The organism is Candidatus Latescibacterota bacterium, from assembly GCA_020633725.1.
Taxonomy (GTDB): Bacteria; Krumholzibacteriota; Krumholzibacteriia; order JACNKJ01; family JACNKJ01; genus VGXI01.
In genome coordinates, this window is sequence record JACKDC010000003.1 from 220,606 (window position 1) to 241,516 (window position 20,911).

At 68.1% G+C, this 20,911-nt stretch carries 15 protein-coding genes; 8 read left to right on the forward strand and 7 right to left on the reverse strand.

Features of this window, described 5'->3' with window-relative positions:
• Positions 1-133 precede the first annotated feature (133 nt).
• Together H6693_08295 and H6693_08300 are read left to right on the forward strand one after the other, a co-directional pair.
• Entirely contained in the window at positions 134-796 is a 663-nt protein-coding gene (locus tag H6693_08295; protein MCB9516181.1) for a hypothetical protein, read from the forward strand.
• Between the two features lie 741 nt (positions 797-1,537).
• Entirely contained in the window at positions 1,538-2,203 is a 666-nt protein-coding gene (locus H6693_08300) for a hypothetical protein (protein MCB9516182.1), read from the forward strand.
• A 79-nt stretch (positions 2,204-2,282) separates the two neighbouring features.
• Here H6693_08300 and H6693_08305 read toward each other — a convergent pair whose 3' ends face one another.
• The 4 genes from H6693_08305 to H6693_08320 are packed head-to-tail and all read right to left on the reverse strand — an operon-like array spanning position 2,283 to position 5,826.
• Positions 2,283-3,014: a hypothetical protein gene (locus H6693_08305; GenBank protein ID MCB9516183.1), complete on the reverse strand. Its 732-nt coding sequence runs from the start codon at positions 3,012-3,014 to the stop codon at positions 2,283-2,285.
• A 13-nt stretch (positions 3,015-3,027) separates the two neighbouring features.
• Entirely contained in the window at positions 3,028-4,026 is a 999-nt protein-coding gene (locus H6693_08310) for a 50S ribosome-binding GTPase (GenBank protein MCB9516184.1), read from the reverse strand.
• A gap of 51 nt (positions 4,027-4,077) precedes the next feature.
• Positions 4,078-4,845, reverse strand: a complete 768-nt coding sequence (locus H6693_08315; protein ID MCB9516185.1) for a 3-oxoacid CoA-transferase — start codon at positions 4,843-4,845, stop codon at positions 4,078-4,080.
• 6 nt (positions 4,846-4,851) lie between these two features.
• Positions 4,852-5,826 (reverse strand): CoA transferase subunit A, encoded by a 975-nt coding sequence (locus H6693_08320; protein ID MCB9516186.1) that lies wholly within the window; start codon positions 5,824-5,826, stop codon positions 4,852-4,854.
• 233 nt (positions 5,827-6,059) lie between these two features.
• Between H6693_08320 and H6693_08325 the strand changes: the two genes are divergently transcribed.
• Both H6693_08325 and gdhA read left to right on the forward strand, forming a co-directional pair.
• Positions 6,060-7,481 carry an O-acetylhomoserine aminocarboxypropyltransferase/cysteine synthase gene (locus H6693_08325; GenBank protein ID MCB9516187.1) on the forward strand — a complete coding sequence of 474 codons (1,422 nt, stop codon included), beginning with the start codon at positions 6,060-6,062 and terminating at the stop codon, positions 7,479-7,481.
• 191 nt (positions 7,482-7,672) lie between these two features.
• Positions 7,673-9,004: an NADP-specific glutamate dehydrogenase gene (gene gdhA / locus H6693_08330; protein ID MCB9516188.1), complete on the forward strand. Its 1,332-nt coding sequence runs from the start codon at positions 7,673-7,675 to the stop codon at positions 9,002-9,004.
• A gap of 75 nt (positions 9,005-9,079) precedes the next feature.
• Here the strand turns inward: gdhA and H6693_08335 are convergent, their stop codons facing one another.
• Entirely contained in the window at positions 9,080-12,028 is a 2,949-nt protein-coding gene (locus H6693_08335; GenBank protein ID MCB9516189.1) for a histidine kinase, read from the reverse strand.
• Positions 12,029-12,135: 107 nt separating this feature from the next.
• Between H6693_08335 and H6693_08340 the strand changes: the two genes are divergently transcribed.
• The 4 genes from H6693_08340 (at position 12,136) to H6693_08355 (ending at position 16,138) form a co-directional block, all read left to right on the forward strand.
• Positions 12,136-13,242 carry an IS1 family transposase gene (locus H6693_08340; protein ID MCB9516190.1) on the forward strand — a complete coding sequence of 369 codons (1,107 nt, stop codon included), beginning with the start codon at positions 12,136-12,138 and terminating at the stop codon, positions 13,240-13,242.
• 118 nt (positions 13,243-13,360) lie between these two features.
• A complete protein-coding gene (locus H6693_08345; protein MCB9516191.1) occupies positions 13,361-14,077 on the forward strand; it encodes a cytidylate kinase-like family protein in 717 nt (238 codons plus the stop codon).
• A gap of 86 nt (positions 14,078-14,163) precedes the next feature.
• Positions 14,164-15,279: a glycosyltransferase gene (locus tag H6693_08350; protein MCB9516192.1), complete on the forward strand. Its 1,116-nt coding sequence runs from the start codon at positions 14,164-14,166 to the stop codon at positions 15,277-15,279.
• 4 nt (positions 15,280-15,283) lie between these two features.
• Positions 15,284-16,138: a polysaccharide deacetylase family protein gene (locus H6693_08355; protein ID MCB9516193.1), complete on the forward strand. Its 855-nt coding sequence runs from the start codon at positions 15,284-15,286 to the stop codon at positions 16,136-16,138.
• 140 nt (positions 16,139-16,278) lie between these two features.
• Here the strand turns inward: H6693_08355 and H6693_08360 are convergent, their stop codons facing one another.
• Both H6693_08360 and feoB read right to left on the reverse strand, forming a co-directional pair.
• Positions 16,279-18,624, reverse strand: coding sequence for a choice-of-anchor J domain-containing protein (locus H6693_08360; GenBank protein ID MCB9516194.1), 2,346 nt, complete (start codon positions 18,622-18,624; stop codon positions 16,279-16,281).
• 160 nt (positions 18,625-18,784) lie between these two features.
• Positions 18,785-20,911, reverse strand: a complete 2,127-nt coding sequence (feoB, locus tag H6693_08365; GenBank protein MCB9516195.1) for a ferrous iron transport protein B — start codon at positions 20,909-20,911, stop codon at positions 18,785-18,787.

Consider the following 20,911-nt stretch of genomic DNA (forward strand, 5'->3'; position numbering starts at 1 on the left):
CGCGATTGCCAATGGTACAATTGCCCTCGCATCCGAAAGGTGGGGTCTGGGGTGTCTTGGTTTCCTACACTTGCTGTTTGCCCAAGCCTCCGTGCCCTGCTCGTAGATTGAGACAACCCTCTGGAGGAACAACATGCTCAAGAAGGTAATGTTCGCTCTCGCCCTCATGGCGATCGCCTCCTACGCCGGCGCCATGACGCTGACCGCCGATGGTTTCACCGCTCAGGGTACCCCGGGCACCCCGGCGACCCACGATCGTCTGGGCCTCGTGAACGACGGTAGCTTCGAGTTCGGCGAGTGCGACCTGGGCTCCGCCTGGACCTGCACCACCAACACGACCTGTGCCTGGATCCTCGATCCCATCGCCGTCTGGGGCTACCCCGCGTACGATGGTGTGCTGGTTGCCTGGCTGGGTGGCTTCTGCGGCACCCCGAACAGCAACAGCTTCTGCCAGGATCTGTTCATCGATGGCATGTACCTGGACTGGTACTGGATGGGCTATGTCAACAGCGGCTGCGGCACCGTGTACGTCAGCGTGGACGGTACCTACGTCTTCACGCACACCATGCTGCTGTCCGAGCACACCTACGGCACCTGGAACACCGCTTCCAGCTACTGGGGTGCGATCGACCTGAACGCGTACTGCGGCACGACCGTCAACCTCTGCCTCGAGGAGACGGACTGCGGCGACGGCGCGAACAACGACAACATGCTCGTTGACTACGTCACGCTGGACACGGCGTGCGGCGTCGCGACCGAGGATGCCTCGATCTCGACGGTGAAGGCCCTGTACTAGTCTCCAGAGGTTGCGGCGCGTGACGCGGCGCTGGCCGGCCTCTCGCGCGTTCTGCGTATCCTACCACCGTTCCTCATTGGGTCGGTTGCTGCGGGCCTTCACGTGGGTGTTCGTGGGAACAACAGCTCAGGTTTCCTCGCCCTCATGCGTCGCCTGCCGCTGACTGACCGCCGATGTTCACCGCACACCGATCGTCTGGCCCGAACGACGGTAGCTTCATCGCGTGACTCCGACCCGACCGTGCATCATCCATCGCCGTCGGGCACCGCGCGATGGTGTTTGCCGCTGTTGCACGCAACTTCGCGATCGTCATCATGCCCTGGTCTGAGGCTATCGCGGCGCGGCACCTGGGGCCCCTTCCGGCACTGGACCGCTTCCAGCTACGGCGATCACGTGGCGACCGTCAACTCCCGAGGACGCGGAACACGCAGCGTTACGCCGCTGAGTGGCGTCGCACCGGAGACGGTGAGGCCCACAGTCTCGACTAGGTCTCTGCCTTTGGCGCCGCGGTCTTCGGACCGCGGCGCTTTTCTTTGGGCCAAGCCGGCCGCTCCTCCGCCAACGCGTGGCGGTTCAAGGGCTTCTGCGCCGATGCATCCCTATTGAATCCCAGAAATCCCACATGCTACAATTGTTCCCACATCGATTGGTGGGTCGCCTGGTTTGCGTGCCTGCCTGCGAGGAGCGCTTCACGACCTGGTCGGCCCCGCGTTGGTTTGACTGTCTTCGTGGAGGAACAACATGCTCAAGAAGGTAGTGTTCGCGTTCGCGCTGTTGGCGATGGCGTCCTATGCCGGCGCCATGACGCTGACCGCCGATGGTTTCACCGCTCAGGGTACCCCGGGCACCCCGGCGACCCACGATCGTCTGGGCCTCGTGAACGACGGTAGCTTCGAGTTCGGCGAGTGCGACCTGGGCTCCGCCTGGACCTGCACCACCAACACGACCTGTGCCTGGATCCTCGATCCCATCGCCGTCTGGGGCTACCCCGCGTACGATGGCGTGCTGGTTGCCTGGCTGGGTGGCTTCTGCGGCACCCCGAACAGCAACAGCTTCTGCCAGGATCTGTTCATCGACGGCCACAACCTGGACTGGTACTGGATGGGCTACGTCAACAGCGGCTGCGGCACCGTGTACGTCAGCGTGGACGGTACCTACGTCTTCACGCACACCCTGCTGCTGTCCGAGCACACCTACGGCACCTGGAACACCGCTTCCAGCTACTGGGGTGGCGTTGACCTGACCGCGTACTGCGGCATGACCGTGAATCTCTGCTTCGAGGAGACGGACTGCGGCGACGGCGCGAACAACGACAACATGCTCGTTGACTACGTCACGCTGGACACGTCCTGCGACATCATCGCGACCGAGGATGCCTCGATCTCGACCGTGAAGGCTCTCTACTAGTCATTGGAGTGCTTGGCACGAAACGCCGCGGCGCAGGCCGCGGCGTTTTTGTTGCCCCCGGCCGAGGCGAGGCGCGCTGCTAGATCCCGAAGCGCAGCGTGACAGCCGCGAAGGGGCCGTTGCCGTCGCCGAAGTCCAGGCCGTCGATGAGATCGCGCTCGCCCTTCAGTGTCCAGTCGCCGCTGGTGAGCTCGTAGCCGCCCTCGACGAGGATCCCCACCCAGCGCGCCAGGCGCAGGTCGATCCCCGCGTGCGGCCGCGCGAGCAGGAAGACCCGGTCGCCGCGCAGGTGGACGTTGATGATGCCCGTCCCCGCATCCGTGCGCTCCACCAGCACGCTGCTCGAACCTGCGCCCAGCGACAGGCCGCCCTCCACGAAGACGCGCCGGTGCAGGGGCAGGATCCCCTTCACGCCGAACCAGCCCGCGCCGCGCGTGAAGCGGCTGAGGTCGTCGCCACGCTCGGACTCGCCCCCGCCACCGTAGCCGCCGCCCCCCAGCGCCACGAAGAGCCGGTCGCCGGAGTGCACGCTGTACCAGCCCTGTCCGCCCCAGTAGAGCGACTTCTCGGGCAAGGCGAGCAGACCGGCGGCCTCGAGCGCGGCGTTCACGTCGTCGAGGTCGCGCTTGAACCACTGCATGCTGGGGCCGCCGCCGGTCCCGGTGCCGTCCAGCAGGTCGTCGTGGTACTCCTCCTCCTGCCAGAAGGCGTCGAAGTCCTTCTGGAGATCGTCCTGGGACGGCGTCTGGGCCATCGCCCCCGCGGTCAGCGCGAACGACAGGGCGGCGGCGAGAATCAGGCTGCGGCGCATGGGTCGACTCTCCTCACTTGAGGTGGATCTCGAGGACGTCCCCGTCGGCCACGGGGTGGGCGCGGTCGACGGTCTGCCCGTCGAACTTGCCCGAACCCCATAGCTTCGCCGAGGCGAAACGTTCCACGAACTCGCGATGGACCTTGGCGGCCACGTCCAGGACCGTGGCGCCCTCGGGCAGCAGGTAGGGCGCGTCCATGGCCGCCGGCTTCCCCGGCACCTTCGTGTAGACGCGCGCCAGGCGCAACGCGGCGAAGACCGTGTGCGCGAAGTTGTCGAGGCCAGTGCCGGCCTTCACGGACACCAGCACGCGCGGCCAGCGGCCGCCGATCAGCTCCGTGAGGAACTCCAGGTTGACGGGCGCGTCCTGGTGGTCCGCCTTCGTGGCCACCAGCAGGGTGGGCCGCTGGTTCTCGGCGCGCAGCGTGTCCTCGCTGTCGACGCGATCCACCAGGTTGAGGCCGCGCTCCTCGAAGCCCTCGGCGATGGTCTCCACCATCTCGCAGCAGTCGGGCGCCGAGAGGTCGGCCAGCACGAGGATCAGGTCCGCGGCGCGCGCCTGGTCCAGCAGCCACGACTCCAGCGGGCGCTGCATGACCGGCGGCGTGTCCACCAGCTCGAGCTGGACGTCCTCCCAGCGCATCATGCCGGGCTGGGGCAGCGTGGTGGTGAAGGGGTAGTCGCCGATGGCCGGCTCGGCGCCGGTGAGCGCCGCCAGCAGGCTGCTCTTGCCCGCGTTGGGCGCGCCCACCATGAGCACCTGGGGCGAATCGCCATGGGGCAGGAAGTAGGGATTGAAGCCCTTGCCCTTGCCGCTGGCCTTGGCCTGCTCCACCTGCTCGAGCAGGGCGGAGAGCTTCTTGTTCAGCTCGGCACGCGTCTTGTCGGTGCCCTTGTGGTGGGGCATGATCGCCATCATCTCGCGGAGATGGGCGATCTTCTCCTGCGGATCGCGGGCCGCTTTGAAGCGCTCCTCGGCCTTGTGATAGTGCTGCGGCAGGTTGGTGGGCACGGGCGTCTCCGGATGCGGGGACGGCGCGCGCCGCCGTCCCCGGGCCGGAGTCTAGATGTAGAGGTGCTCGGGGTCAATCTCCTCGCGGAGCACCCGCAGCTCCTCGTCGGTGGGCGGCGCGTTCTCCTCCACGTGCGCGGGGATCACGAGTTCGAAGCCCGTGGCGGCGACGACCTCGTCCACCGTGACGCCCGGATTGACGGCCAGCAGCATCATGCGCTTGCTCGTCTCCTCGTACCCCAGCGTGGCCAGGTTGGTGACCACGCGGTAGGGCCCCGAGCCGGGGAAGAGCCCGGCCTCCTCGCGCGCGCCGGGTCCGGACAGGTAGCCCGGCGTGGTGACGAAGTCCAGCGTCGGGATGAAACGCTGCGGCTCGTGACGCATGATCGCGATGGTGTGCCAGCAGAAGCTGCCCACGTCGTTGCCGCCGCCGCTGCCCGGCAGGCGCACCTTCGGATGCTCGTAGTCGCCGATCACCGTGGAGTTGAGGTTGCCGTACATGTCGATCTGCGCGCCGCCCAGGAAGCCGTAGGTGACGAAACCCCGCGCGGCCGTCTCCATGACGTCGCAGATGCCCGTGGCCACCAGGGCGCGGTAGAAGGTCTTCGACTCCCCCACGCCGCGCGGCAGGTACTCGAGGCTGGAGCCGATGCCCCCGAACTCGAAGACGCTCACGAGGTCGGGCGCGTAGAGGCGCTTGGCCAGCGCCGCGGCCAGCATGGGCACGCCGGTGCCGATGAAGGCGCTGGAGCGGTCCTCCATCACGCGGGCGGAGAGGCAGATCAGCAGCTCGGTGCCGTTGTAGCGTTCGTCGGTCATGGCGGCTTACCTCCCCACCGCGAGCTTGCGCAGCGCGTCCTGCCGGGCCTTTCCGCCCACCTGCTCGAGGTAGGCGGCGTGAGTGTCCACCTGATGGATCGTGCGGTCGAGGTAGGCCGCCGTGGTCTCGGGCTTCTTCGCGGCCTCGAGCCACTCCATGATGAGCGGCTCGTCGCGCCCGTAGAGGTAGGGCATCTCGCCGGGATGGCTGCCGAAGGGCGCGTGCACCACCGCGTCCACGAAGAAGTAGGGGATCACGTTCCGCTCGGGATAGCGGCGGATCGTGTCGGTGTCGACGATCTCCTCGGCGCTGATCAGCACCTTCTTGCTGGCGCGGGCGATCTCGAGGGCGAAGCCGCTGATGCCGTCGAGCTGGCAGTTGCCGTAACGGTCGGCGCGATGGACGTGGATCACGGCGCAGTCCACCACCAGCGCCGGCAGCAGCATCACCCTGCCGTTGCCGAAGGGATCCTCGGCCACCTTGCCCGCGGAGCGCGTGAAGGTATCCGTGCCCAGCATGCTCTTGATCGGCAGGAAGGGCACGCCCATGGCCGCCGCCTTGAAACGCCAGGCGATGCCCGCGTTGCTCCACTCCACCAGTTCGAGCCCGCCCTTCTCCACCGCGCGGCGCAGGACATTGGAGAGACCGTGCACCTCGTAGGCGTTGTAGGTGATGTCCATGGCGTCCACGAGCCCGGACGCGACGAGGAAGTCCACGTCCTGCAGGCCCTGGCCCACCAGCCGCAGGTGCTTCGGCCCCTGGCGGACGATCTCGCGCACGATGCTCAGCGGCGCGCGACAGGTGCCGTAGAGCTCGAAGCCGATGTAGTCGCCCTCGGCGACGCAGCGGCGCACGGCCTCCCGCTCGTCCACGAGCTTGTCCTCGAGCGCCATGGACTTGTGCTCGCGATTCCAGCGGCGCAGACCGTCCAGGTCCGGCGTCTGCAGAAGTCGTCCGCGCCCGCTCTCCAGTACCTTCATGCCGCCTCCGGGCCCCCGGCCCACGAATTCAGGACAGATTCATCTTGCATACTGCCCAAGTGAACCCCCAGCGTCAAGGCCGGGGGTGCGACCCACGGCGTTAGGGAAATCCTCCGTTTTCCTTCAATTGTTCGCGATCTTGGAGGAATGGCCGCAGTTTCGATCTCGCGGGCTTGTTCTTGCCGAACTCATCTGGTTTACTGATGCAGGACCCCGAACCGCCGGAGGCGCGCATGAGCACCAGCACCACCCCCGATCTCAGCCAGTACTCCCCGGGCGTGCAGGACTACGTCCGCCGGGCGCAGGCCCTCGTCGCCGAGCGGGACGAGGCGCTCCGCCGCATGCGGAACTGCCGCTTCGACACCCTGGCGGTGCACGGCCTCTACACCATGCAGGAGGCGCTGGATCGCAATCAGGGCAGCATCATCGAGCCGGTCTACCAGTCCACCAGCGAGCACTACGCCAGCGCCGACGCCATGGAGGCCGCGCTGGCCTACCTGGTCCCGACCTGGTGCTACGCGCGCATCGCCAACCCCACGACCTACTACCTCGAGTGGATGCTCGCGCTGCTGGAGGGCTACGGCACGGGGCTCGAGACGAACGCGGTGGTCACGTCGAGCGGCATGGCCGCCATCATGACGGCCGTGGACCCCTTCCTCGTCAAGCGCACGAGCGACCCCGCCGAGCGGATGAACTTCGTGTCCAGCTGCCACGTCTACGGCGGCACCTTCCAGCAGTTCTCGATCCGCCGCGATCGGGACCGCGGCCACGAGGTGCGCTGGGTGAGCGACGTCATGAACATCGACGCCTGGGCCGCCCGCATCGACGCCGACACGCGCTTCCTCTACGTCGAACTGCCCAGCAACCCCACGATCAGCTTCGTGGACCTGGAGTCGCTGGCGAAGCTCGCCCACGCGCACGGCATCCCGCTCATCGTGGACGCCACCGTGGCCACGCCGGCGCTGATGCGTCCGCTGGCCCACGGCGCGGACATCGTGGTGCACTCGGTGTCCAAGAGCATGACCAGCAGCGGCATGGGCGTGGGCGGCGTGCTGGTGGCGCGCAAGGACATCGTCAGCAACATCGACAACCCGGAGATGAAGGCGGACTTCGCCAGCTGGGTGAAGTTCCTGCCCTATCGCGACAACGGCCCCAGCATGAACCCCATGCAGGCGATGCTGGTGCTCAACGACCTGCGCACCCTGCGCAGCAAGATGGACCTGGTCAGCCGCAACAGCCAGACCGTCGCCGAGTACCTCGCCGCCCACCCCAAGGTGGAGCGCGTGGACTATCTCGGCCTCCCGGACAACCCCAAGCACGCCGTGGCGAGCAAGTACATGACGCTCGTGGACGCGGAGCTGGACAACGGCGGCGCGCCCGTGAATCGATACGGACATCTCTTGAGCTTCCGCGTGAAGGGCGGCGGCGAGGCGACGCGGCGCGTCTTCGACGCCTTCACCATGATCTGGCGCGCGACGGACCTGGGCCGCATCAAGTCCGTGGCCACCATCCCCGCCATCAGCACCCATCAGCAGCAGGGCGAGGAGGCGCGGGCCATGGCCGACGTCCCCCCCAACCTGATCCGCCTGAACGTTGGCGGGGAGCACCCGGACGACATCATCGCCGATCTGGAACGGGGGCTGAGGAAGGCGTAAATCGTTGTGTTTTTGACGCTTGGCTGGCGGCGCCGCAGTCCCTCGAATCCGGATCTACTACTCTTGCATAACCGGGTGCCAGCGTGTTTCTTCCTTGAGTTCCCGGGGGCCGAACGCGGTTCCGCAAACGACCTCTACTCTAGCCTATGCGTTAACCAAAGGAGTACGCGATGTCCGTCGATCAGCACGTGATGTCCGTCGAGCGCTTCATGGAAGGCGTCATCGCCAAGAACCCCGAGCAGAAGGAGTTCCACCAGGCCGTTCGCGAGGTCGTGGAGTCTGTCTGGGACTTCGTTCAGGAGAACCCGCAGTACCGGGAAGCCAAGATCCTCGAGCGCATGGTCGAGCCCGAGCGTGTGCTCATGTTCCGCGTCCCCTGGCTCGACGACAAGGGCGAGGTCCAGGTCAACCGCGGCTTCCGCATCGAGATGAGCAGCGCCATCGGTCCCTACAAGGGCGGCCTGCGCTTCCACCCCACCGTCAACCTGGGCATCCTGAAGTTCCTGGCCTTCGAGCAGGTCTTCAAGAACAGCCTGACGACCCTGCCCATGGGCGGCGGCAAGGGCGGCTCCGACTTCGATCCCAAGGGCAAGAGCGACAACGAAGTGATGCGCTTCTGCCAGAGCTTCATGACCGAGCTCAGCCGTCACATCGGCCCGGACACCGACGTCCCCGCGGGCGACATCGGCGTGGGCGGCCGTGAGATCGGCTTCCTCTACGGCCAGTACAAGCGCATCCGCAACGAGTTCACGGGCGTTCTGACCGGCAAGGGCCTCAACTGGGGCGGCAGCCTGATTCGCCCGGAGGCCACCGGCTACGGCCAGGTCTACTTCGCCGAGGAGATGCTGAACCGCGTGGGCGACAGCATCAAGGGCAAGACCTGCACGGTGTCCGGCTCCGGCAACGTGGCCCAGTACGCCACCGAGAAGGTGCTGCAGCTCGGCGGCAAGGTGGTCACCGCGTCCGACAGCGGCGGCTTCATCCACGATCCGGACGGGATCACCCCGGAGAAGCTCGCCTACATCATGCACCTCAAGAACGTGAAGCGCGGCCGCATCAGCGAGTACGCCGAGAAGTACGGCGTCAAGTACTACGCCGGCCAGCGTCCCTGGGGCATCAAGTGCGACGTGGCCCTGCCCAGCGCCACGCAGAACGAGGTCAACGCCGACGAGGCCAAGACCCTCATCGACAACGGCTGCATCTGCGTCTCCGAGGGCGCCAACATGCCGAGCACGCCCGAGGCGATCGACGTCTACCAGAAGGCCAAGATCCTCTACGGTCTGGGCAAGGCGGCCAACGCCGGCGGCGTGGCCACCAGCGGTCTGGAGATGAGCCAGAACAGCATGCGCCTCAGCTGGACGCGCGAGGAAGTGGATCAGCGCCTGCACAAGATCATGCGCGACATCCACGCGGCCTGCGTCGAGCACGGCACCGAGGGCAAGTGGGTCAACTACGTGAAGGGCGCGAACATCGCGGGCTTCATCAAGGTGGCCGACGCCATGCTGGACCAGGGCCTGGTGTAAGCCGCGAGGCGACATCGATCCTGACGATGACGGGCGGGGCGCCGAGGCGTCCCGCCCTTTCTCGTGCCCTGCGGCCTAGGGCTCCAGCACCACGCCGCGTCCATGGCGCCCATCGAGATACACCGCCAGCGGACGCTCGAGCCGCAGATGCCGCAGGAAGCCCGTCTCCTCGGCCACCGGCTGCTCCAGCAGCCAGTCCCAGTTGACCAGCGCGCCCGCCTTGCCCTCGTGGGCCGTGAAGTAGCCCACCTCGAAGCTGGTCAGGTTGTGGAAGAAATGGCTGCCCTGGCTGGGCTCCACGGCGATGTCGGCCATGCCAGTCTCCACGATCACCCGCGCCCAGCTGATGTCCGCCCAGGCCACGGGGATGCCGAGCCAGCGGTCGCGCGAGCCCCAGCGCCCCGGCCCGAGCAGCAGGTAGTTGCGTTCCTCGGCGGCCAGCTTCTCGTTGAGGGCGCGGATCTCGCGCGCCACGTCCGGCGTGCGGCCGCGGTCGAAGCGGTCGGGGTGGACGAAGATCAGGTCGCGCACGCCCTCCACCGCCCCGTTGCCCATCACGGCGTCCGAGCGGATGATCGTGCGGCCGCCCTCGGCGAGGCGGGCGTCGATGTCGATCTCCTCGCGCCCAACCACCAGCGGACGAATCTGCAGCAGGGCGAACTCGGCGGGCGCGCCCCCGCCGCCGGGCTGGGCCGCGAACTCGATCTCCACCGGCGAGGCCATCCCCCGGCTGCCGAGGCCCAGCAGCTCGCCGAGCAGCGCGGGCAGCGGGAAGCGGTCGGTCTTCAGCACGCCGGCCATGGTGATGAGCCGCACGCCGGGCCGGGAGATGCCGTCGTAGACCGCGTCGTTGTCGGCCATGTATGTGGACGCCACCATGCCCAGCGTGCCGTCGCGCTCGGCGCGGTCGAGATCCTGACGCACGAGGCCGGCGTTGCCGTCGGTGCTGGCGAAGGTGTCCGGCTGGCTGAGATCCAGCGCCCAGAACTCCCGCTGACTGCTCCTCAGGATGTCCGCCGTGCTCCCGAACTGCGGCAGCTTGCGCGGGTGCGCAGGGGAAAACCAGAGGCTCCGCTCGCCCTCCACCACGCCCTTGCCGAGGCCGAGCACGACGGTCGCCGAACCCTCCTCGGGCTTCTCGCCGAACACCGGGTAGAAGTTGTAGGACTGCGCCACCCCCGCGATGGTGGGGTAGAGCAGATCGTCGTGCCGCTCGCCCACCACGCGCTGGACGATCACCGCCATCTTCTCTTCCTCGATGCGGTTGGGCGTGCCGCGCAGGTAGGCCTTCGCGCCGGCGAAGTAGGTGGAGGCGTAGATCAGCTTCACGGCGTGGCAGAGCTGGTCCAGGCGGACGTCGTCGTCGGGATGGTTGTTGCAGAGCATGTGGCTCGTGTAGACGCCCGCGAAGGGCTGGTGCTGGCTGTCCTCCAGCAGGCTCGACGAGCGCACGGCCAGCGGGTAGTGAACCTCCTCGAGGAAGGCCGTCAGGTCGTCGCGCACCTCGAGCGGCAGGCGCGCGCGGACGAAGAGCTCGGCCACCTCGGCGTCGTCCCTGGCGGCCAGCGCGCGGGACAGCAGCCCGTTCTCCTCCATGAACTGGTCGAAGACGCCCGTCGCCAGCACCGCGCTCTCCGGCACGGTGATCCGCACGCTGGGATAGCGCTCGCGGAAGTCGTAGCGCGAGAGCAGGGCGTCGACGAAGGCCAGGCCACGCCCCTTGCCGCCCAGCGAGCCCGCGCCGATGCGCACGAAGCTGCTGCTGGTGTCGAAGTGCTGGCGGGAGAAGTCGGCCACCCGGCCCCGGGCCATCAGCTTGCGGTACTCGCTCAGCGTGGCGCGCAGGTAGTCGCGCAGCTCTTCGTTGTCGGCGAACTCGCTCACCTTCACCGGACGGATCCGCAGCGCCAGCTCGAACTCGGTGCGGGCCATGAACCAGTTGGAGAAGTGGTTGCGTCGGGCGTGGTAGCGGATGCAGTCGCCGGGCACCTCCTTGAGCAGTCGCGACATGGCCGTGAGATCGCTGGCGCGTCCCACCACGCTGCCGTTGGGCAGCGTGAAGACGAAGTCGCCGAAGCCGAGGTTGGCCTTCATGAAGCCGCGCAGATCCGCGAGCAGGGTGGGCGAGCCCTTGTGCAGGAAGCCCACGCCCAGCGCGTAGGCCTCCTGGGCGCGGTTCTCGTCCGAGGACTGGAGCAGCACCGGCAGGTCCGGGTCCGCGTGACGCACCCCGCGGATGAACTCCACCCCCGCGCGCGGGTCGAGCACGCCCTCGCGCTCGAAGCCGGCGTCGGTGATGACGCAGAGCATGTAGTCGGCGAAGAGGTCGTAGAGCCGCTGGGCCTCCTCGAAGTTCTCCGCCAGCAGGATCTTCGGCCGCGCGCGCATGCGCAGGAGCTTGTCCATGAGGTCGATGCCGTCGGCCATGAGCCCCTGGGTCTGGCGCATCAGCTCCGTGTAGATCATGGGCAGGTAGCTGGAGTAGAAGCGCACCGAGTTCTCCACCAGCAGCATGCAGCGGACCTGGCCCTCGAAGGCGTCGCCGGCGGCGTTCACCGAGTCCTCGATGCACTTGATGATGGCCAGCAGGATGCGCGCGTCCCCGCGCCAGGCGAAGACGCGGTCGATGTCGGGCTTGAGCTCCTGCTCCCCGAGGATCGCCAGCTCGCGGGTGTTGTAGACCAGCAGCACCACGGGGATGTCCGGGCGCGCCAGCTTGGCCCGGCGGCCGAAGTCGCGAACGGCCATGTCGCCGAGCCGGGTCATGGTGATGACCAGATCGAAGCGCTGGTCCCTCAGCCGCGCCAGGGCCTCCTCGCCCGAGGAGACGCGCGTGACCAGCGGCGCGTAGCTCAGGTTGAGCTGAGCGTACTCGCTGAGCAGGAGTTCGGTGAGCCGCCCGTCCTGCTCGATCACGAATGAGTCGTAGAGGCTCGAGACCAGGAGGATGTCCCGGATGCGGAAGGGCATGAGCCGATCGAAGCCGGCGAAGCTGAAGGCGCTGGGCAGGGTGTCCCGCGGCATGTGGACCTCCGGAAGGGCCCCCATCCTAGTCTGCACGCCCGCCGGGGGAAAGGTCTACCTTGTGCCGCCGATGTTGTAGCTGGCCCGGGTCCTGCCGGGGCCAGGCCATGAACAAGCCCACGATTCTCCGCCAGAGCTGGCAGCCGCCCTTCTGCCCCAATCCCAACTGCAAGTACCACCGGATCTTGGACGGCCGCTGGCCCTTCAAACGCCAGGGCGTCTACTACCGGGCCGTCAAGCCGCACTGCATCCAGCGTTTCCAGTGCACCGACTGCAGGCGCTCCTTCAGTACCCAGACCTTCTCGACCCGCTACTGGCTCAAGCGGCCGGACGTCCTGCCCAGGCTCTTCATGAAGACCGTCGGCGGCATGGCCAATCGGCAGATCGCCCGGGATCTGGGTGTGGCGCCGAGTACCGTGGATCGCCAGCTGGCTCGATTGGGGAGGCACTGCCTGCTCTACCAAACCAGGCTCCTCGAGCGCTGTAGACCGCGGGGAGCCGTTGTAGTCGACGGCTTCGAGACCTTCGAGTACAGCCAGTACTTCCCCTTCCACCACAACCTGGCCGTCGAGGCCGAGAGCAGCTTCGCCTTCGGCTTCACCGACAGCCCGCTCCGCCGAAAGGGTCGAATGCGCTCGGATCAGAAGAAGCGCCGCGCGGAACTCGAGGAGCGCTGGGGAAGACCCGACCGGAAGGCCGTGGAGAAGGGCGTTCGCGAGCTGCTGCGGATCGTCTGCCGGGGTTTGGATCGGCTGGAACTCCGCAGCGACGACCACCCGGCCTACCCGCGGGCCATGCTGCCGCTGAAGGTGAGGTTTGCGCACCACATCACGCCCTCGACGGCGCGCCGGGACGCCGACAACGACCTCTTCGAAGTCAATCTGCTGGACCTGCTGATCCGCCACAGCAGCGCGAACCACCGGCGGGAGACGATCGCCTGGTCAAAGCGGCGGAACGCCTCAGCACTGCGGCTTTGGATCCTGGTAGTCTGGCGGAATTGCGTGAAGCGTCGGCACGAGAAGGGGCCGCCGGTGAGCCCGGCGATGCTGAAGGGGCTGACCGACCGCTTGCTGCGTGTGCCGGAGATCCTATCGGAGCGGTTGTTCAGGACCCGGATCGAGCTGCCGGCGAGTTGGGCTACGACCTACGCCGGCGAGGACGAGACACCGGCGCTGGGCGTCAATCGGCGGCACTCGCTTGCGTACGCGGCCTAGGGTGGAAGATGCAGTCGGTGAGAGCATCGGCCTTGAGCAGATACAGAATCCGCGGCACAAGGTACCGCTTGCCAGCGTCCGAAGCCAGGCTAGACTGGGAGATGGCGGAGGTGCGGTGATGCGGAGCTACCGGACTCCCGACCTGGACAAGATCGTCGGGCGCCATCTGCAGAGCTGGGAGCTGCGCCGGGAGGTGAGCCAGCGCCGCCGCCGCGAGCAGGGCACGGACGCGGCCCAGCTCGGGCCTTACCTGAGCGTCAGCCGCCTGCCCTACGCCGGCGGCGACGCGGTCGCCGCCCGGGCGGCCCAGCTGCTGGGCTGGGAGCTCTTCGACCGGGAGATCGTCGATCACATCGCCCGCGACGCCAGGGTGCTCGGCAAGTTCGTCGCCAGCCTCGACGAGCACAGCCGCAGCGCCATGGACGACCTCATCCAGACCACCCTCGACACTAGCTCCCTGGGCAACGTCGGCTACCTGCGCCACCTCAAGCGCGTGCTGCTCACGCTGGCGCTGCACGGGAACGCGGTCATCGTGGGGCGCGGGGCGAACTTCATCCTGCCGCCGTCGGCGGGCCTGCGTGTCATGGTGACGGCCCCGCCCGGGCACCGCCTGGCCGCGCTGGGGCGTCACCAGGGCCTGGAGCCCCGCGAGGCCGCGCGGGCGCTGCGCGAGCTGGATCAGCGCCGCCGTGACTTCCTGCGCACCCACTTCCTCCAGGCGGGGCAGGAGCTGGACCACTACGATCTGATCGTCAACATGGAGCAGATGGACACGGAGCACGCCGCCACGCTGATCGTGGACGCCTTCTACACCCTCGACCGCCGCGCGGGCTGACCCGCGGCATTTTCGTTGCAGGCTCGCCGCTCGCGGCTACACTGGGGCGGCCCGCGGCCGTCCCGCCGCGGCGGGACGGGACCCGCATGATCCGCATCCTCCACGTCATCACCCAGCTCGATCGGGGCGGCGCCGAACGCCAGCTGCTCGCGCTCGTCCGCGGGCTGCCGGCCGGCCGCTTCGAACAGGAGGTGGTCGCGCTGAAGGCGGGCGGCGCGCTGGCGCCGGCCTTCCAGGAGGCAGGCTGCGCCGTGCGCGCGCTGGACCGGCGCGATCACGGCGGGCCCATCGGCCAGTTCCTGGCGCTCGCGCGGCTGCTGCGGCGGCGCCCGCCGGACATCCTCCAGACCTGGCTCGTGAAGGCGAACCACGTGGGGCGCCTGGCGGCCTGCCTGAGCGGCCAGACGCCGGTGCTGGCCACCCTGCGCGACATGGGCTATCAGGTGGGTCCCGGCGACGCCCTGCTGGAGCGCCTGCTGGCGGCGGGGACGTCACGGGTCATCCACAACTCCGTACAGGGGCGAAACGCCTACCTGGCGCGGGTGCACGACCCCGGCCGCGCGTGGCAGCTGCTGCTGCCCAACGGCGTGGACGCCGAGCGCTACCGCCCGGACCCCGCGGCCAGGGAGCGCGTCCGGGCCGCGCTGGGCGTGGGGCCGGACGATCCGGTGGTGATCATGGTGGCCAGGCTCCACCCCATAAAAGATCCGCGACTTTTTCTGGCGGTGGGACGAAAAGTGCGTCAGAATCTGCCTGCTGCTCGGTTTTGGCTGGTGGGAGACGGCGACCTGGGGCCCGACCTGCGACGGTGGCTCGCCACCGAACCGGACCCCGGTCTCTGGATGGCAGGCGACAGGGACGACGTCCCCGCGCTGCTCGCCGCCGCGGATCTGGCGCTGCTCACCAGCCGAAGCGAAGGCCTCTCCAACATGATCCTGGAGTCCATGGCCGTCGGTCTGCCCGTGCTGGCGACGGCCGCCGGGGGCAATGCCGAGCTCGTCCGCGAGGGCGAAACCGGTCAGCTGCTGCCAAGCCGCGATCCCGACGCGATCGCCGAGCGGGTGGAACAGCTCTTGCAAAATCCAGGGCTTGCCAGAGAGCTGGGCAAGGCGGGCCGACGGAGGGTGGAAACGGATTTCTCCCTCGCTCTCCTGGCCGAGCGAAGCATCGGCATCTACGAGCGACTGATCGAGGGAGCCTAGCAGCATGCCTCAGGACATCCGTGGCGACGGTGGCCGCGAGCCGGTCATCGCCTTCTTCCGCAACGACGACGTCAACGAGCTGACGCCGGAGCTGATCGCGCTCAGCGAGCTCTTCTTCGCGGCGGAGATCCCGATCATCCACGCGGTGGAGCCGGGGAACGTCACCGACGACTGCGTCGACTGGCTGCTCGAGAAGAAGGCGCAGCACGGCCGGCTGCTCGAGATCATGCAGCACGGCTACAACCACACCAAGCACTACGACGGGGAGTTCGGCGGCAAGCGCGGTTACCGCGAGCAGTACGAGGACCTCAAGCGCGGACAGGACATCATGGACGCGCGCTTCGGCGACCAGTGGTTCTCGGCGATGAACTTTCCCTACGGTCCCTACAACCAGGACGCCATCCGCGCGGTGGACGCCCTGGGCTACAAGGTCTTCAACGGGCACTACAATCCGCGCCGCTCACGCCGCCTCTTCTACGCCCTCGGCCGCCTGATGGGCAAGGGGCAGATCATGAATCGCCACATCAGCCACCACCTGGAGATCTACCCGGGGACGAGCACCTTCACCATCGACATGGCGATCACCTACATCGACAGCTACTACGGCCACTACGGCAGCCAGGAGTGCACGTTCTTCTCCGTCGACGAGCTCATGCAGCGCTTCGAGGAGGCCAAGCGGCACATCAACGCCATCGGTTGGCTGCTGCATCACCGCTACCACAACAGCGAGGCCAGCCTGCGCCTGGTGCAGGACACCATCGACGCGGTCCGCAAGAGCGACCCGGCCATCGAGTTCTGGAACTTCGAGGAGATCCACGCGGCCTACGCGCCCGGGGCGTCGGTGCGGCGAGCCGGATGAGGCGCTAGCGACCGCCGTCCTGCTCTCTGCCACGCAAGCGAGACTTGTGTCCGGGTCGCGCCCCTCTGCTCTGCCACGCAAGCGAGACTTGTGTCCGGGTCGCGCCCCTTCGAAGCGGGGCGCGAGAGGACACAAGCTCGCTACTTCAGGAGCACCATCTTCCCCGTCACCTGACCGGCCGGGCCGGCGACGCGCAGCAGGTAGAGACCGCTGCTGGCGCTCGCGCCGCGGTCGTCGAGTCCGTCCCAGCGCAGACGCTGCGTGCCCGCCTCCAGCCAGCCATCCGCCAGCGTGCGCACTCGCCGCCCCGACGCGTCGTAGACGAGCACGTGCCAGAGCCCGGCCTGGGGCAGGGTGAAGGCGATCTCGGTGCTGGGATTGAAGGGATTGGGGCGGTTGCCCAGGAGGCGCAGCGCGAGCGGCGCGGCCTCGGGCTGCTCTTCGGTGGCGGTGAGGTCCATCAGCACGATCAGCGAGTCGTTCTCGCTGGTGGTGTAGCCGAGTTCGGTGTTGCTGACGTCCCGCACCTTCTCCAGCGTGAAGGTCAGCGGCGAGACGCCCGTGGCCACGCCCCTGAAGATCAGGCGCGCCAGTTCGCCGACCTCGCCGCGCGTGCCGTCGAGGAAGGCCATTGAGAAGTGGGCCACCGTGCTGTCGCTTGCCGTGTAGTCGAAGAAGTAGTCGGTGAGGCCGGAGCTGCCGATCCAGTCGCCGGGCTCGATGCCCTGCAGTTCCACCAGGCTCTCGTCGAAATCGATGACCACGTCGACGCCCTTCACCGGGATCTGGCTGGGGTCGATCACCACCTGCAGCGTGCACAGCTCGCCGGGGTAGAAGCTGCAGACCGACGGCTCGATGCGAAGCTGGCCCACCAGGTCGTTCAGGCGGCCGCCGCTCGCCTGCCAGATGCGGCGGCTGTTCGCGTCCTGCAGGAAGACGGTCGCGTTCATGTTGCGGCGGATCCAGAAGGACTCGGGGGTGATCACGGTGCTGAAGGTCTGGATGCCCGTCTCGGGCTGAACCGGCAGCCCCGACAGATCCACGGGGAAGATCCGCCGCAGCGCCTGGTTGTGGACGTTGTGCCCGTTCCCGCCGGCGAAGTAGATGCTGTCCTCGGTGACGGCCACCTGCAGCCGGTAGTCGCCCGCCGGGTCCAGGGGCTCGATCAGGTCGAGGCAGGTCACCAGCGTGGAGTCCGCCGGGCGCCAGTGCAGGCCGATCAGCCCGGGGCTGAGCACCGCCTTGCGTGCGTCGAAGGGCTCGATGTAGTCGGGCGGGTTGGTGGAATAGCCCGCGTCCACGATGCCGTCCACCCAGAAGTGCGGCGTGTAGTCCGCCCCGTAGTCCAGGATCAGCGTGTGATTCTGGATGACGTTCTGCAGGTACATGATGTCGCCGCCGTTGGGCCACCAGGTGTGGCAGCGGATCATGGCCACGGAGTCGCCCTGGCTGGGCAGCCAGTCGTCGAAGCCGTACTCGATGGGCGCGCAGTAGCTGCAGCCCGCGTTCGTGTGGATCCAGCCCAGCGGCGTGTGGCGCTGCGTGTAGCTGTTGCAGACCCGGTCGAGGACGTTGTCCTCGGGGTGCTCCTCGCTGGCGAGCTGCGCCTCGGCGTGCAGGCGGTAGTAGTTGCCCGCCGCGACCAGGAAGTCGGGAAAGCTGACGTCCTGCCCCTCGCCGATCTCCAGGTGCAGCGACTGCGTCTCCTGGTAGACGAGCGCGCCGGACTCCTCGATCTGGAGGACCAGGTCGAAGTCCTCGGCGTTCGTGCCCCGGTTGAGCACGTGCACCTGCGGCTGGAGCGGGTCGCCATCGCCGAACTGCGCGTCGCCGGGAGCAAGCGTGGCCAGCACCAGGTCGTGGTCGAAGGGTTCGTAGACGCGCACGTCGTCGATGTACCAGTTGTCGGCGTAGGTGCCCTGGTAGCGGAAGCAGACGTAGACCGTGTCCTCGCCCGCGTAGGCGCTCAGGTCGACCACCTCGGGGTCGCTGGCGAAGCCGTCGATGGCGTGGTTGGCGGGCGTCCAGTCCACGAGCATCGTGAACTCGGCGGGATCGGTCTGGCTGGTGGTGCTGACGCCGATGTAGTGGTGCTCGCCGTAACCCGGCCAGTACTGCTGCTGCTCGTAGAACTCGAGGTAGGCCGAGGCGAAGGCCGAGAAGTCGAGCGCCGGCGTGACCAGGTACTCGTCCTGGGGCGAGCCCTGGGGGCCGTAGCGCACGTAGGCGGAGAAGTCGCCCGAATGGACGTAGTTGCTCGTCGCCTCCCACGTGTTGCTGCTGCCCAGCTGGATGATCGCCCATCCCGTCGGCGGCACGCCGGCCTCGAAGCTCTCCTGGAGCAGATCCGTGCGCGGGAAGTTCGGCACGGGGCCGTGGGCGGGATCGGGATTCTGTGAGAAGGCCTCGTGGGCCAGTGAAGGCGCTGCCCCAACTGCGAGGAGCAGGGCCGTGACAAGCGCGTGAAGGGCAAGCCCGTTCCGCATCGTCAAGCCTCCCGCAGGCATCCTGCCAGTTCCGGTATACGTGGCCAGTGACCGGTCGATTATAGCAGATGAAGCGCAGGTATAGGGAGAATGTCGTTTACCGATTCCTCCCTTTTCGCGATATGTCATCTACGGGCGACACTCGCGGCAGGGCGCCGCGCTAGGAGAGCAGCCGCGAACCCAGCTGGAAGATGATGAGCGACAAGAGGTAGGCCATCCCCGTCAGGCCCAGCCACTGCGCGGCGGCGAAGGCCCAGCGCCCCGACTCCCGCCGGGAGATCGCGAAGGTGGCCATGCAGGGCGTGGCCAGCAGCGCGAAGACGAGGATGGACAGCCCCTGCAGCGGGCTGTAGTGGCGCGTGAGCGCCTGGCGAAGTCCCGCCGAGCTCTCGTCCACCTCGCCCATGGAGAAGATGATCCCGAGCTGCGCGACGAAGACCTCCTTCGCCGCGAAGGCGCCGAGGAAGGCCGTGTTGATGCGCCAGTCGAAGCCCAGCGGGGCCATCACCGGCTGGATCGCGCGGCCGATGCGCCCGGCCAGGGAGTACTCCAGCGCCTCCGCCGCGCGCGCCGCGGCGAGTTCGCTCTGCCCCATCGAGGCCGCCGCCCCGCTCGTGTCCACCCGGAAGCTCGCCGGCCGGGGAAAGCTCATCAGGAACCAGAGCAGCACCGAGATGCCGAGGATGATCGTCCCCGCCTTGCGCAGGTACATCCACGCGCGCTGCCAGACGTGGATGCCGATGCTGCGCGTCGTCGGCCGCCGGTAGGGCGGCAGCTCCATGACGAAGGGCGTCGCCAGCCCCGCCAGCACGCTGCGGCTGAGGATCCGCGCCACCACGAGCCCCAGCAGCAGGCCGAGCAGGTAGAGCCCGAAGAGCACCGGCGTGTGCCAGGCCCGCGGGAAGAACGCGGGAATGAGCAGCAGGTAGATGGGCAGACGCGCGCCGCAGGAGATGAAAGGCAGGATCATCATGGTCACGAGACGGTCGCGCCGGCTGGGCAGCGCCCGCGTGGCCATGATGGCCGGCACCGTGCATCCGAAGCCGATGAGCATGGGGATGAAGCTCTTCCCGTGCAGGCCGAAGCGGTGCATCACCCGGTCCATGATGAAGGCGGCCCGCGCCATGTAGCCCGTGTCCTCGAGCAGGCTGATGCCGAGGAAGAGCAGCACGATGTTCGGCAGGAAGACGAGCACGCCGCCCACGCCGCCGATCACCCCGTCCACCAGCAGGCTCCGCAGCCAGCCGCCGTGGCCGACCGGCCAGGCGCCGCTGACGACGCCGGAGAGCCAGCCGAAGGCCGCGTCGATCCCGTCCATCAGCGGCGCGCCCAGGGTGAAGGTGAGCCAGAAGAGGCCGTACATGAAGAACAGGAAGATGGGCAGGCCCAGCAGGCGATGGGTGAGAACGGCGTCGATGCGCTCGCTCTCGGTCACGCGGTCCACGCGCGCCGGGCGCCGGGTGACCTCGCGCGCGAGGCCGGCCGCGAAGCCGTAGCGCCGGTCGGCGATGAGCACCGCGGCCGTGTCCTTGTACTTCCGCTGCAGGCGCTCGTTCACGCCGTTCAGGTGCTCGCGCAGGGCGTCGCGGTCGGGGACGCGCGCCTCCACGGCGGCGAGCACTTCCATGTCGCCTTCCAGCAGCTTGATCGCCGCGTAGCGCAGGGGGAAGCGCAGGTCGTCCAGCCCGGACACCCAGTCCTGCAGCAGCTCGATCTCGCGCTCCAGGTCGTCGCCGTAGTCCACGCGGGGCGAGCGCGCGGGGCGGGCCGCGGCGTCCCGCAGCCTTTGCTTCAGCGCGTCGATGCCCCCGCCCCGGTGCCCCACCGTCTCGGCCACCACGGCCCCGGTGAGTTCGCCGAGGCGGGTCAGGTCCAGGCGCTGGCCCTGGGAGTGGGCCACGTCGGACATGTTCAGCACGAGCGCCAAGTTGACCTCCAGCTCCATGAGCTGCACGGCCAGGTGGAGGTTGCGCTCGAGATTGGAGCTGTCGACGACGTCCACCACCACGTCCGGGCGTTCGTCGAGCAGGAAGCGGCGGGCGACGCGCTCCTCGTCGCTGCGGGCGTTGAGGCTGTAGGTGCCGGGCAGGTCCACGACGTTCATCGGCCCGCCCACGCCGCGCAGACGCCCCCACTTCTTCTCCACCGTCACGCCGGGGTAGTTGCCCACGTGCTGGTGGCCGCCGGTGAGGCGGTTGAAGAGGCTGGTCTTGCCCGAGTTGGGGTTGCCCGCCAGGGCCACCGTCAGCTCGCGATTGCGCAGGAGTTCGCTGGGGATGCCCGCCAT